The organism is Streptomyces sp. NPDC008313, assembly GCF_042956125.1.
Classification (GTDB): domain Bacteria; phylum Actinomycetota; class Actinomycetes; order Streptomycetales; family Streptomycetaceae; genus Streptomyces.
Window position 1 is genome coordinate 63,347 of the sequence record NZ_JBIBFR010000013.1, and the last position, 12,688, is coordinate 76,034.

10 protein-coding genes and 1 pseudogene are annotated in these 12,688 nt (G+C 74.1%); 4 read left to right on the plus strand and 7 right to left on the minus strand.

All coding sequences use genetic code 11. The annotated features are described in order from the left end of the window. Nucleotides 1-13: 13 nt before the first annotated feature. Nucleotides 14-748, minus strand: a complete 735-nt coding sequence (locus tag ACFY93_RS18930; protein WP_391360492.1) for a methyltransferase domain-containing protein — start codon at nt 746-748, stop codon at nt 14-16. A 108-nt stretch (nt 749-856) separates the two neighbouring features. Between ACFY93_RS18930 and ACFY93_RS18935 the strand changes: the two genes are divergently transcribed. After that, entirely contained in the window at nt 857-1,123 is a 267-nt protein-coding gene (locus ACFY93_RS18935; RefSeq protein ID WP_391360085.1) for a DUF6343 family protein, read from the plus strand. A gap of 27 nt (nt 1,124-1,150) precedes the next feature. Here the strand turns inward: ACFY93_RS18935 and ACFY93_RS18940 are convergent, their stop codons facing one another. The 4 genes from ACFY93_RS18940 to rpsA all read right to left on the minus strand — a co-directional run bounded on the left by ACFY93_RS18940 (nt 1,151) and on the right by rpsA (nt 4,972). Then, nucleotides 1,151-1,531 (minus strand): tetratricopeptide repeat protein, encoded by a 381-nt coding sequence (locus ACFY93_RS18940; RefSeq protein ID WP_391360088.1) that lies wholly within the window; start codon nt 1,529-1,531, stop codon nt 1,151-1,153. Nucleotides 1,532-1,580: 49 nt separating this feature from the next. Next, a complete protein-coding gene (gene coaE / locus ACFY93_RS18945; protein ID WP_391360090.1) occupies nt 1,581-2,189 on the minus strand; it encodes a dephospho-CoA kinase in 609 nt (202 codons plus the stop codon). Nucleotides 2,190-2,276: 87 nt separating this feature from the next. Then, entirely contained in the window at nt 2,277-3,215 is a 939-nt protein-coding gene (locus ACFY93_RS18950; protein WP_391360092.1) for a PAC2 family protein, read from the minus strand. 257 nt (nt 3,216-3,472) lie between these two features. Continuing rightward, nucleotides 3,473-4,972, minus strand: coding sequence for a 30S ribosomal protein S1 (gene rpsA / locus ACFY93_RS18955; RefSeq protein WP_391360095.1), 1,500 nt, complete (start codon nt 4,970-4,972; stop codon nt 3,473-3,475). Between the two features lie 357 nt (nt 4,973-5,329). Between rpsA and ACFY93_RS18960 the strand changes: the two genes are divergently transcribed. Together ACFY93_RS18960 and ACFY93_RS18965 are read left to right on the plus strand one after the other, a co-directional pair. Then, nucleotides 5,330-6,178, plus strand: coding sequence for a methyltransferase domain-containing protein (locus ACFY93_RS18960; protein WP_391360495.1), 849 nt, complete (start codon nt 5,330-5,332; stop codon nt 6,176-6,178). 80 nt (nt 6,179-6,258) lie between these two features. Continuing rightward, complete coding sequence (locus ACFY93_RS18965; RefSeq protein WP_391360097.1) at nt 6,259-8,865, plus strand: ATP-dependent helicase C-terminal domain-containing protein; 2,607 nt, start codon at nt 6,259-6,261, stop codon at nt 8,863-8,865. Nucleotides 8,866-8,964: 99 nt separating this feature from the next. Here ACFY93_RS18965 and ACFY93_RS18970 read toward each other — a convergent pair whose 3' ends face one another. Next, nucleotides 8,965-10,677: a lytic murein transglycosylase gene (locus ACFY93_RS18970; RefSeq protein ID WP_391360099.1), complete on the minus strand. Its 1,713-nt coding sequence runs from the start codon at nt 10,675-10,677 to the stop codon at nt 8,965-8,967. 240 nt (nt 10,678-10,917) lie between these two features. Between ACFY93_RS18970 and ACFY93_RS18975 the strand changes: the two are divergent. Next, a pseudogene (locus tag ACFY93_RS18975) lies at nt 10,918-11,747 on the plus strand (DUF4184 family protein). Here ACFY93_RS18975 and ACFY93_RS18980 read toward each other — a convergent pair. Further along, on the minus strand, nt 11,638-12,615 hold the full coding sequence (locus ACFY93_RS18980; RefSeq protein ID WP_391360102.1) for a hypothetical protein: 978 nt from the start codon (nt 12,613-12,615) through the stop codon (nt 11,638-11,640). The pseudogene ACFY93_RS18975 and the gene ACFY93_RS18980 overlap by 110 nt on opposite strands. Between the last annotated feature and the right edge of the window lie 73 nt (nt 12,616-12,688).

Here is a 12,688-nt window from a genome sequence, read left to right on the forward strand (position 1 = left end):
CACGGCCTGGCGGTCACGGGCGCGCGTCGGCACCGCGTCCGCCAGACAGGCTGCCCGGCCCCGCCGGTACCGCCCGCACCCACACCCGGTCCTCCGTCAGGTACGCGTCCACCCGCAGTCCCGCCTCCGCCAGCGCCTCTTCGAACTGCTCCCTGCTCAGCGGGCGGGCCAGGAACGTCTGGGTCCAGACGGCGTCCGGGAACACATACTCCGCGCGCACCGAATCGACCCCGTCCCCGACAGGGTCCGCCGAGAGCATGCGCAGGGTGAAACCGCTGGGGTCGACGCGCTCACGGGGCAGATTCGTGTGATAGTCCTCCCCCTCGCGCTGGATCAGTACGCAGCCGTCCGGCCGGACGTGGCGTGCGCACGTTCTGAGCAGCCCGCGGCGCACCTCGACGTCCCCGGCGTGCACGAGGAACGACGCGAGCATCACCACGTCGAACGTCTCGCCGAGGTCCAGCTCCTCGATCGGGCAGCGCACCGTACGCGCCCCGCGCACCCGCTCCAGCATGTCCGCGGACTCGTCGACGGCCGTGACCGTGAACCCCCGATCCAGCAGCGGGTGGGTCATCCGCCCGACTCCGCTGCCCAGTTCGAGGATGTGCGCCCCGCCGGGCACGGCGGCGGCGATGACGTCCGGCTCGTCCCCGACCGGCAGGCGCGCGTACAGCTCGACCGCGCAGCCGTCCGGCGTGATCGCCCCTGGCCCCGTCCCTCCGTACCCCGCGCGCGTCTCAAGGCCCATCTCGTCGCCCTCCCCCGTCCGTGCCACCGGCTCTCCCCTGGGGAACGTGCGGCGCGAGGAGTACGGTTCCCGGTAGGAGCGATGATCGGTGCGGGAGCAGTGGTCAGAATGCGTACAGGCAATGAACCGATGACAGCGCGCAGCGCTCTGCGCCTCCGCCTCTGGCTGAGTGTCTGGGGGCTGGTCTGGGCGATCTCCGGGACGGCCGGGTTCGCCCTCGTCGGGCAGCCCGGCTGGGCTGCCGCGTGCGGGGTGCTGTGGCTGATCTGCACCGTCGACATGACCGTGATCCTGCGGCACATCCGCCAGGGCCCGCACTACCAGCCGGGCCCCGACATCCCGCCCTACCGGCCGCCCGAACACCGCCTCCCCTAGACCGGCGGACACGGCGCCCCGCGCGGCTCACGTGTCGAAGCGGGCCGCTTCCAGGTACTGGGGGTTCGGGTCGAGGGCCGCCGCGAGACGGAAGTGCCGCTTCGCCTGCTCCGGGCGGAGCTGGCGCTCGTAGGTGCGGGCGAGCGCGAAGTGCGCGAAGGCGTTGTCCGGCTCCCGCTCCAGCACGATGGTGAATTCCAGCTCGGCGGGACGCAGTTGCGCGGCGGCGAAGAAGGCACGCGCGCGCAGCAGCCGCGCGGCCGTGTTCTCGGGGTGGGCTGCGACGACCGGGTCGAGCAGCTTCACCGCGCCCCTGGGATCACGCGCGGCGAGCAGCTGCTCGGCGGCGCGGAAGTCGATGACGTGGGTCTCGGGAGTGCGTCCGCTGGAACCGCTGATCTGGGGCACGGCTGAGTCCTTCCCTCTTCGGTCCACGTCAACGCCCGGACTCCTGCGGCTATTCCGGCCCCGCTGCGGCCCGGCGGGCGAGCCCGTCCCAGACCTCCCGCACACGCCGCTGCAGATCCGGGAGGGGCACGTCGTTGTCGATGACGATGTCCGCGATCCTCAGGCGGTCCTCGCGCGCGGCCTGGGCGGCCATCCGGGCGCGGGCGTCGTCCTCGGTCATGCCGCGCAGCCGTACGAGCCGGTCGAGCTGCGTCGCGGGGCTCGCGTCGACGACGATCACGAGGTCGTAGAGCGAGGCGAGACCGTTCTCGGTGAGCAGCGGAACGTCGTGGACGACGACGGCGTCCTCGGCTGCGGCGCTCTCCAGTTCGCGGGAACGCGCGCCCACCAGCGGGTGCACGATCGAGTTCAGCACGGCGAGCTTCCCGGGGTCGGCGAACACGATCGAGCCGAGCTTCGGCCGGTCCAGGGTGCCGTCGGGTGCGAGGACCTCCTCGCCGAAGGCGCCGGCGACCGCGGCGAGGCCGGGCGTCCCGGGGGCCACGACCTCGCGGGCGACGGCGTCCGCGTCGACCAGCACCGCGCCGTGCCCGACCAGCAGCCGGGACACCTCGCTCTTGCCGGCGCCGATGCCGCCGGTCAGGCCTACTTTCAGCATGAGCGGAAGCTTAGGCGGTACCCGGCGGATCCGGACGGCCGGTCCGGCGTCCCCACTCAGAGGTCGCCCCCGCCGTCCGACTCCCCCTCAGAGGTCGCCCTCGCGTTCGGCGAGGAAGCGCTCGAACTCCAGGCCGATCTCGTCGGCGGACGGGATCTCCACCGGCTCGGCCAGCATGTTCCCGCGGGTCTCGGCGCCCGCCGCGGCGTCGTACTGGTGCTCCAGGCCCTGGACGAGGGCGACCAGCTCCTCGTCGCCCTCCTGGATCTGCCGGTCGATCTCGGTCTGGGTGCGGTGCGCCTCGGTGCGCAGGGCGTGCGCGATGCCGGGCAGCACCAGGCCCGTACCGGCGGTGATCGCCTCCAGGACGGTCAGCGCGGCGTCCGGGTACGGGGAGCGGGCGACGTAGTGCGGGACGTGCGCGGCGACTCCGAGGACGTCGTGCCCGGCCTCCATGAGCCGGTACTCGATGAGGGACTCGGCGCTTCCGGGGACCTGCGCCTCCTCGAAGGGGCTGCGGTGGCCCGGCACCAGGTCGGTGCGGTTGCCGTGCGGGGTGAGGCCCACGGGGCGAGTGTGCGGGACGCCCATGGGGATGCCGTGGAAGTTGACGGAGAGGCGGACGCCGAGGCGCTCGACGATCTGCCGTACGGCGGCCGCGAAGCGCTCCCACTCGACGTCCGGCTCGGGGCCGGACAGCAGCAGGAAGGGCGCACCCGTGGCGTCCTGGACGAGGCGCACCTCCAGGGTGGGCTCCTCGTAGTCGGTCCACCGGTCGCGCTGGAACGTGAGCAGCGGGCGGCGGGCCCGGTAGTCCACGAGCCGGTCGTGGTCGAAGCGGGCCACGACCTGGTGGGGCAGCGAATCGAGCAGCCGGTCGACGATCTGGTCGCCGGTCTCGCCCGCGTCGATGTATCCGTCGAAGTGGTAGAGCATGACCAGGCCGGCCGACTCCTGCGCGAGCGCCGTGTCGACGACGGCCAGGCCCTTCGGCTCCCATGCGTACAAACCCTGCGGATCAAGCACTGTGACCGCTCCTCCTCGTGTTCGTACTGCACAACGTGTCACCGGGCACGGACATTCCCCGGCGTCGCCCCCGAGGTGCCACTCACCGGCCGGCGCCGCTCGCGCGGGTCGCCGGTTCCCCAGGACGGACGCGCCCTGACGAGCACGCCCGTGACGAGCACGCCCGTGACGAACGCGCCCATGACGAACGCGCCGAGGCCCGCACCCCCGAAAGGGTGCGGGCCTCGGCCGGTCGGCTACTGCCTAGCGGTGAGCGGTCAGCTCTGGCCGCCGGCGAGCTTCTCGCGGAGGGCGGCCAGCGCCTCGTCCGACGCCAGGGCGCCGGAGTTGTCGTCCGACTCCGAGGAGTACGAACCGCCACCGGAGGCGGCCGGAGCCGCACCCGGGGTGGCCGTGCCCTCGGCCTCGGCCTGAGCGTCCGCCTCGCGGGACTTGATGACCTGCGCCTGGTGCTGCTCGAAGCGCGTCTGCGCCTCGGCGTACTGGGTCTCCCACACCTCGCGCTGGGTCTCGTAGCCCTCGAGCCAGTCGTTGGTCTCGGGGTCGAAGCCCTCGGGGTAGATGTAGTTGCCCTGGTCGTCGTACGACGCGGCCATGCCGTACAGCGTCGGGTCGAACTCGACCGAGGCCGGGTCGGCACCGAAGGCCTCGTTGGCCTGCTTCAGCGAGAGGCTGATGCGGCGGCGCTCGAGGTCGATGTCGATGACCTTGACGAAGATCTCGTCGTTGACCTGGACGACCTGCTCCGGGATCTCCACGTGGCGCTCGGCCAGCTCGGAGATGTGGACCAGACCCTCGATGCCCTCGTCCACGCGGACGAACGCACCGAACGGGACGAGCTTCGTGACCTTACCCGGGACGACCTGACCGATCTGGTGCGTACGGGCGAACTGCTGCCACGGGTCTTCCTGCGTCGCCTTGAGCGACAGGGAGACGCGCTCGCGGTCCATGTCGACGTCGAGGACCTCGACGGTGACTTCCTGGCCGACCTCGACAACCTCGGACGGGTGGTCGATGTGCTTCCAGGAGAGCTCGGAGACGTGCACCAGACCGTCGACGCCACCCAGGTCCACGAAGGCACCGAAGTTGACGATCGAGGAGACGACGCCGGAGCGGACCTGACCCTTCTGCAGGGTCGTGAGGAACGTCTGGCGGACCTCGGACTGGGTCTGCTCCAGCCAGGCACGGCGGGACAGGACCACGTTGTTGCGGTTCTTGTCCAGCTCGATGATCTTGGCCTCAAGCTCCTTGCCCACGTAGGGCTGGAGGTCGCGGACACGGCGCATCTCGACGAGAGAAGCCGGCAGGAAGCCACGGAGGCCGATGTCGAGGATGAGACCACCCTTGACGACCTCGATGACGGTACCGGTGACGATGCCGTCCTCTTCCTTGATCTTCTCGATGGTGCCCCAGGCGCGCTCGTACTGGGCGCGCTTCTTCGAGAGGATCAGGCGGCCTTCCTTGTCCTCCTTCTGGAGAACCAGGGCCTCGATCTCGTCGCCGACCTTGACGACCTCGTTCGGGTCGACGTCGTGCTTGATCGAGAGCTCGCGGCTCGGGATGACACCTTCGGTCTTGTAACCGATGTCGAGCAGGACCTCGTCCCGGTCGACCTTCACGATGACGCCGTCGACGATGTCGCCGTCGTTGAAGTACTTGATCGTCTCGTCGATCGCGGCGAGGAATGCTTCCTCGTTACCGATGTCGTTGACCGCAACCTGCGGGGTGGTGGCGGTGGTCTCGGTGCTGCTCGTCATGTGGGAAAGGGCTCCGGTACGGACAGTGAGTCGTAGGTACTGCTTACGCCGGGAGCCCGTTTCGCTCTGCAGAAGGCCGGACAGCCAAGGAAGCGCCAGGATCCGGATCGTGCCCGCGAAGGACACGGCCGGTGGCGCCTCGACAACCGAGGGGACATACATACAGATGCGAGCGCAGCCTGCTACGTCTGAGGAGCGCAGGCCCGCAGCGCAACTTGTAGCATACGGGGGCAGCCGGGCAGGGTCAATGCGCGAAGGCGCACACCCGGGGCCAATCGGCGCAAAACCGGCACAAGACCAGTCCCACGAGGCCACGCGGGCCCTCGATGTCCCCTCCGTGACCGCGCCGGGACGGGCCTGCCGGAAGAGCCGCAGACTATTACGAGGGAGCCGATCATCCAAGAGCCCGAACCGTTCGAACCCGAAGCCACCCGGCGTACGGCGGACGTCACGGAGAGTTCCCGTGCCAACCGCGGCTGGTGGGACCGGAACGCGGACGACTACCAGACCGAGCACGGCACGTTCCTGGGCGACGACCGCTTCGTGTGGTGCCCGGAGGGGCTGGACGAGGTCGAGGCCGAGCTCCTCGGCCCCGCCGAGGACCTCAAGGGCAGGGACGTCCTGGAGATCGGCGCCGGCGCCGCCCAGTGTTCGCGGTGGCTGGCCGCGCAGGGGGCGCGGCCGGTGGCCCTGGACCTCTCCCACCGCCAGCTGCAGCACGCGCTGCGGATCGGCGGGGCCGTGCCCCTGGTGGAGGCCGACGCGGGCGCCCTGCCGTTCGCCGACGGCTCCTTCGACCTCGCGTGCTCGGCGTACGGGGCGCTGCCGTTCGTCGCCGACCCGGTCCGGGTCCTGCGGGAGGTCCACCGGGTGCTGCGTCCCGGCGGGCGCTTCGTCTTCTCCGTGACGCATCCGGTGCGCTGGGCGTTCCCCGACGAGCCGGGCCCCGAGGGTCTGTCCGTGTCCGCGTCCTACTTCGACCGCACTCCGTACGTCGAGCAGGACGAGGAGGGGCGCGCCGTGTACGTGGAGCACCACCGGACGATCGGCGACCGGGTGCGGGACGTGGTGGCCGGCGGCTTCCGGCTCGTCGACCTCGTCGAGCCGGAGTGGCCCGCCTGGAACACCCAGGAGTGGGGCGGCTGGTCCCCGCTGCGCGGCAACCTGATCCCGGGGACGGCGATCCTCGTCTGCGAGCGGGCGTGACCCGCGGGCGGTGACCCTCGCGGGCGTCCGTACGGGAACGGGGCGGTGACCCGCGCGGGCGCTCGTACGAGACTGGGGGCGTGATCCGTTACGACGCCCTGGAACCGCTGCCCGTACGCGGCGCGCTGCCCGCCCTGCGCGGCCGTCTGGACGAGCGCGGCGCCGCCGTCCTCGTCGCACCGCCCGGCACCGGCAAGACCACCCTGGTGCCGCTCGCCCTCGCCGGTCTGCTCGGCGAGGGCCCGGCCCGCCGTGTCGTGGTCGCCGAGCCCCGGCGGATCGCGGCGCGGGCGGCGGCGCGACGGATGGCGTGGCTGCTCGGCGAGAAGGTCGGCGAGAGCGTGGGCTTCACCGTGCGCGGGGAGCGTGTCGTGGGTCCACGCGCGCGCGTGGAGGTCGTCACGACCGGCGTGCTGCTGCAGCGGCTGCAGCACGACCAGGAACTGGCGGACGTCGACGCCGTCGTCCTCGACGAGTGCCACGAGCGGCATCTGGACGCGGACACGGTGGCGGCGTTCCTGCTGGACGTACGGGCCGCGCTCCGTCCCGACCTGTGGCTGGTGGCCGCCTCCGCGACGACCGACGCCGAGGGCTGGGCGCGGCTGCTCGGTGACGTGCCGGTGGTGGAGGCGGAGGGCGTGTCGTATCCGGTGGACGTGGTCTGGGCGCCGCCCGCGCGCCCGGTACGGCCGCCGCACGGGATGCGGGTGGACCCGGCGCTGCTGACGCATGTGGCGTCGGTGGTGCGGCGGGCCCTGTCGGAACGCGCGGGGGACGTGCTGTGCTTCCTCCCCGGGGTCGGCGAGATCACGCGGGTCGCCGGCCTGCTGGGCGGACTCGGTGCCATCGAGGTCCTCCAGGTGCACGGCCGGGCGCCGGCCGCCGTGCAGGACGCCGTGCTGTCCCCCGGCGCGCGCCGCCGGGTGGTGCTGGCGACCTCGGTGGCCGAGTCGTCGCTGACGGTCCCCGGGGTGCGGGCCGTCGTGGACTCCGGCCTCGCGCGGGAGCCCCGCGTCGACCACGCGCGCGGGCTGAGCGCGCTGACGACGGTGCGGGCCTCGCAGGCGGCGGGACGGCAGCGCGCGGGACGCGCCGGGCGCGAGGCCCCCGGCGCCGTGTACCGCTGCTGGACCGAGGCCGAGGACACCCGGCTGCCACGTTTCCCGGCCCCCGAGATCAAGGTGGCCGACCTGGCGGCGTTCGCGCTGCAGGCGGCGTGCTGGGGTGACCCCGACGCGTCCGGTCTGGCCCTGCTCGACCCGCCTCCGGGCGGGGCGATGACGGCGGCGCGCACGCTGCTGGCGGCCGTCGGCGCGGTCGACGCGGCGGGGCGGGCCACGGACCGGGGCGCGCGGATGTCCCGGCTCGGCCTGCATCCCCGGCTGGCCCGGGCACTGCTGGACGCGGCCCCGGAGGTCGGCGCGGAGCGCGCCGCGGAGGTGGTGGCACTGCTGAGCGAGGAACCTCCGCGGGAGTACGGCGACGACCTCGCCGCGGCCTGGCGCACCGCCCGCAGCGGCGGGGACGCCTACGCCGCCCGCTGGCGCGCGGAGTCCCGCCGTCTGCGCACCGCGGCCTCCGGGGCGGCGGGAGGCGCGAGCGGGCCGCGCCGCGCGGGCGCCGGGGCGAAGGCCGGTGGCCCGGACGCGGCCGGCGCCGGGGACGGCCGGGGGCGCGCGGCGGCCGCTGCCGCCGGGACCGCCTCGGGGGGCGGGGACGACCGGGCCGCGGGACTGGTGGCCGCTCTCGCCTTCCCCGAACGGGTCGCCCGGGACCAGGGCGGGGCCTACCTCATGCTGTCCGGGACCCGGGCCGAGGCCGGGGCCGGGTCGGCGTTGCGGGGCGCGCCCTGGATCGCCGTCGCGGTGGCCGACCGGCCCGTGGGCGCGGGGCACGCGCGCGTGCGGCTCGGCGCCGTCGTCGACGAGGCGACCGCGCGGCGGGCCGCGGGGGCGCTGTACGACGAGGGCGAGGAGGTCCGCTGGACGGACGGGGACGTGCTCGCCCGGCGCGTCGAGCGGCTGGGGGCCGTGGAGCTGACGGTGCGTCCGCTGCGCGACCCCGACCCCGGACTGGTACGCGAGGCGCTCGTCGAAGGGCTGCGGGCCGAGGGGCCCGCGTTGCTGCGGTGGTCACCGGGTGCCAAGAGCCTGCGCCGGCGGCTGGCCTTCCTCCGCCTCCACGAGGGGGCGCCCTGGCCCGACGTGTCCGACGACGCCCTGCACGCGCGCGTGGACGAGTGGCTGGAGCCCGAGCTGAGCCGGGCGCGGCGGCGGGCCGATCTGGGCCGGATCGACGCCGGGCAGGCCCTGGGCCGGCTGCTCCCGTGGGCGACGGGTGAGGCGGCGCGGCTCGACGAGCTCGCGCCCGAGCGGATCGAGGTGCCGAGCGGCTCCCGGATCCGGGTCGACTACACCGATCCGGAGCGGCCCGTGCTCGCGGTGAAGCTGCAGGAGATGTTCGGGGCGGCCGGCACGCCCCGGGTCGCCGGTGTGCCGGTGCTGGTGCATCTGCTCTCACCGGCCGGACGGCCCGCCGCCGTCACCGCCGACCTGGCCTCGTTCTGGGCGGACGGGTACCGGGCGGTCCGGGCGGAGCTGCGCGGACGCTACCCCAGGCACCCGTGGCCCGAGGATCCCGCGACCGCCGAGCCTACGCGGTTCACGAACGCGAGGCTCAGACGGTGACCGACGCCGGCGTCAGGCGTCCGGCCCCGCCCCGGCCACCGGATGCCCGGGGCGGGCGTCCGGCGGTCCAGGCCGGGGCTCAAGCGGTCCGGCCGGGATTCAGGCGGACGGGGAGGCCGACGCGGTCGGCGTCGCCGAGCCGGCGGCGGCCACCTCGAGCTCGACGGTGAGCGTCGCCCCGCCCGTGGTGGTGATCCGGAGCAGGAACGTGCCGGTGGTGTCGTCCGCGTACAGCTTCGGCAGTACGAGGGCGCCGTCGGCGTCCGTGCTGAGACCGGTCAGGGTGCGTACGGGCTTGTCGTCGGCGTCCTTGAAGTAGGGGCCCTTGTCGTTGACGGCCGGGTCGTCCGCCGACTTGACGAGCGTCGCGGTGGCCGCGACCTTGCCCGCGACGGCGCCCTTGTAGGTGGCCTTCACGCTCACCCGGTCCGCGAACGTGCCGCCCGGCACGCAGGTCAGGGCGGCGTCGCCGGTACGGGTGAGGGCGTCGGCCTGACGGGCTGTCACGGTCGCCGTGAAGTCCATGCCGACGGAGCGGCCCACCACGGCGGCGTGGACGGTGAAGCCGCCCGTCTTCTCCCCCGCCTTCAGGGAGGGCGCCGTGGCGGTTCCCGCGCTGGTGGTCAGGACGGTGGCGACGCTCTCACCACCGGTGAAGGTGGTGTCCGTGTCGCCGACGATCGTGAACCGCACCCGGACCTTCGGCACGGCCTTGCCGGCCTTGGTCTCGGCCCGCACGGTGATCCTCTTGCCGAAGGTGTCCCCGGCCGTCGCGGTGAGCTTCGCCGTCCCGGCGTTCTCGAGGTGGTGCACCGTGTCGGTGGGGGTGCCCGGCGGCGTGGTGGGCGTGTCCGGCTCGTCCGGCTTCGGCGTGTCCGGAGTGCTCGGCGTGGAGGGCGTACTCGGTGTGCTCGGCGTGGAGGGCGTGTGCGGCGCGGTGGGGGTGCCCGGCACCGAGGGCAGGGGGCCCGGGTCCACCGCGGTGTCGTCGTTGCGGTGCGACGGCACCGTGCCCGTGCCGTCCGGTACCTCGTGGGTGCCCTTGCGGTAGTACTCCAGCCACGTCAGGACCAGGTTCAGGTACTCCTGCGACTGGTTGTAGCTGAGGATCGCCTGGTTCATCTCCGCCTGGACGGAGAGGTCGCGGCCGGCGCGGCACAGGTAGTGGCCGGCGGCCAGGGCCGCGTCGTAGACGTTGTTGGGGTCCTTCTTGCCGTCGCCGTTGCCGTCCCGGCCGGCCCAGGCCCAGGTGGACGGGATGAACTGCATCGGCCCGACCGCGCGGTCGTGGACGCGGTCGCCGTCGTAGGCGCCGTGGTCGGTGTCGCTGATGTTCGCGAACCCGACGCCGTTGAGGACCGGCCCGAGGATCGGTGCGTACGTGGTGCCGTCGGCGTCGACGCGTCCGCCGCGCGCGTGGCCCGACTCGACGTGACCGATGGCCGCGAGGAGCTGCCAGGGCAGGTTGCAGCCCGGCTTGGACTCGCGCAGCGAGCTCTCGGCCTTCTTGTAGGCGTCGAGAACGGTCGCGGGGATGCCGGACTCGTCACCGGCCGCACCCGACGAGCCGCCCGAACCGGGCGCCGGGGACGGGCTGTTGAGCGGGGGCAGGTCGGTGTAGTACGACGAGTCGCCGGGCGCGCCGCCGCTGTCGCCGCCGTCCGGGGAGGGCTGCGTGTCGGATATCTGTCTGCCCTGGGCGTCGGTGGTCACTCCCGGAGCCTGCGACGCGGACAGTGCGGCGACCGCCAGCGCGGCCACGGCGGTGGTAGCCGCGCCCGTGCGCAGCCTCCTGCCGAAATGCGCCCCCATCGAGTGAACCCCTCCCTTGACGGCCGGCCGCGCCTCGCGCGAATGCAACCCAGGTGACCCTACGACAACTTGTCGCGCCTGGGCACCGGTTCCCGCCCGGTTTTCACCAGTTGGCCATACGTGATGCCTCACGGGGCGCCGCCGGGGCCACTGCACGCCGGGCATTTGCGCACATCCCGCATACTGGCGTCCGTGATCACCGGCCAACAGGTCCGATCATGAGCAGTCGCGGGGGCCGACGTGCCGTTCACTCTCAGCCATGCGGCGGCCGTGCTGCCCGCCGTGCGCCGCGACGGGACGGGGCGGGGGCCGCTGGTGCCCGCCGTCCTGATCGCCGGTTCGTTCGCGCCCGACATGACCTACTACGCGGCGAGTGTGCTGTCCGGGGCCATGGAGTTCGGCACGGTCACGCACTCCTTCGCCGGTGTCCTCACCGTCGATGTGCCGATCGCCTGGGCGCTGGTGGGGATCTGGCTGGTCCTGCGGGAGCCGCTGGTGGCCCTGCTGCCGCGCGCCCGCCAGGGGCGGGCCGCCGCCCTGCTGCGCTGCGGCGCCGCACGCGAACACCCGCGCCCGGCACTGGTCCTGCGGTGGTACGCCTCCGCCGTGCTCGGCGCGCTGACGCACGTCGTGTGGGACGCGTTCACGCACCTCGACCGGTGGGGCATGCGGCTGCTGCCGGTCCTGGGACGGGAGGTGGCGGGCTCGCCGCTGTACTGGTATCTGCAGTACGGGGGTTCGGCGGTGGCGGCCGTCGTGATCCTCTGCTTCGCGGTGACCGCCCTGCGCCGGACACCGCCGGCCGGACCCGTCGGCGTTCCCGTGCTGCGGGGAGCGGACCGGCCGGCGGCGATCGCCGTGATCGGGTGCTGCGCGCTGGCCGGCGCGGGCCTGCGGGTCGCTCGCTGGTGGTCCTTCCGGCGGGGCTGGTGGCCGGGCTGCTGCTGTACGCGGCCGTGGTCAGGCGGTGGCGCCCGGCCCCGGCTCGCCCCGGCCGTGCGGCGGCCCGTACGGCCGCGGGCCGTGCGGAGCCGGGCACGGAGCCCAGCCGTCCCGCGTCGCTGCGCTGATCCCGCCGAGGGCGGTGATCCCGCGGCGCACAACCCGTGCGATACGGCCGAGGGCGCGGATCCGGTAGGGGGCGGCCGGACCGTACGGGAGCACCGGGCCGCCGGCGGGCGGCCGGTGGGACGACGGTGCGGCCGGGGGCCGTGAGCCGTGGGCGGACCGGGGTCCCCGGTCCCGGCCCGGGACGTTCCGTGCCAGGGCGTCGGGCGGCAGGACGACGACGCGGTAGGTGCGGTGGGCGCCGGTGAGGGGGCCGACGTCGACGGTGTGCACCCACCAGCCGTACCCCGCCCCCGGCCGTCCGCCCCGGCCGGCGCGGGCCGTGGCGGCGCCGGCAGAGGGCCGGGCGTGAACGGTGCGGTGTCCTGCCAGGTGCGCCGTGAACCGCGCGCGCAGGCGACCGTGCCGACGCGCGGACCGGCCGCCCCGACGTCCTGAGTCCCGGCGTCCCCCACCTCGGCGGCCTGCACCTCGGCGTCCTGTCTCGCGGCGCCTGCCGACGCGGGCCCTCGCCAGCAGCCGTCTGCCGTGCGCACGGCCTCGCGAGGCGGCCTCCCGGACGTCCGTGACCAGCGTCCGGGTGCCGTCCGCCGCCGCGTCCTCCTCCCGGCGCCGGCTCACGGCGTCACAGCTCAGCGCCGCCTCGGCGTCGTGCTCCGGCAGCACCAGCGCCGGGACGGGCCGCGCCGACAGCGCCGCCCGCAGATCACGGCCGAGACGGGCGGCTAGGGCGGGACCACGGGGCGAACGGCACGGAGTGCGCAACTGCGCGGCGCTCGCGTCCCGCGCGACGGCGGACCGTGCGGCGGGCGGCATCGCGGCGACGGCCGCGATCAGGGCCGCGCGGCGGTGGAGCAGGCGTATACCCATGCCCGCATCCTGACGGCGCCCCCGGACCGGGGGCGTGTTCGCGGGGGCCACGCGGGTGACGGCTCCCGCGGGC

Coding starts and splice junctions, on each gene's coding strand:
- ACFY93_RS18930 (WP_391360492.1), bottom strand. CDS start 748: ATGGGCCTTGAGACGCGCGCGGGGTACGGAGGGACGGGGCCAGGGGCG.
- ACFY93_RS18935 (WP_391360085.1), top strand. CDS start 857: ATGCGTACAGGCAATGAACCGATGACAGCGCGCAGCGCTCTGCGCCTC.
- coaE (WP_391360090.1), bottom strand. CDS start 2,189: ATGCTGAAAGTAGGCCTGACCGGCGGCATCGGCGCCGGCAAGAGCGAG.
- rpsA (WP_391360095.1), bottom strand. CDS start 4,972: ATGACGAGCAGCACCGAGACCACCGCCACCACCCCGCAGGTTGCGGTC.
- ACFY93_RS18970 (WP_391360099.1), bottom strand. CDS start 10,677: ATGGGGGCGCATTTCGGCAGGAGGCTGCGCACGGGCGCGGCTACCACC.
- ACFY93_RS18980 (WP_391360102.1), bottom strand. CDS start 12,615: ATGGGTATACGCCTGCTCCACCGCCGCGCGGCCCTGATCGCGGCCGTC.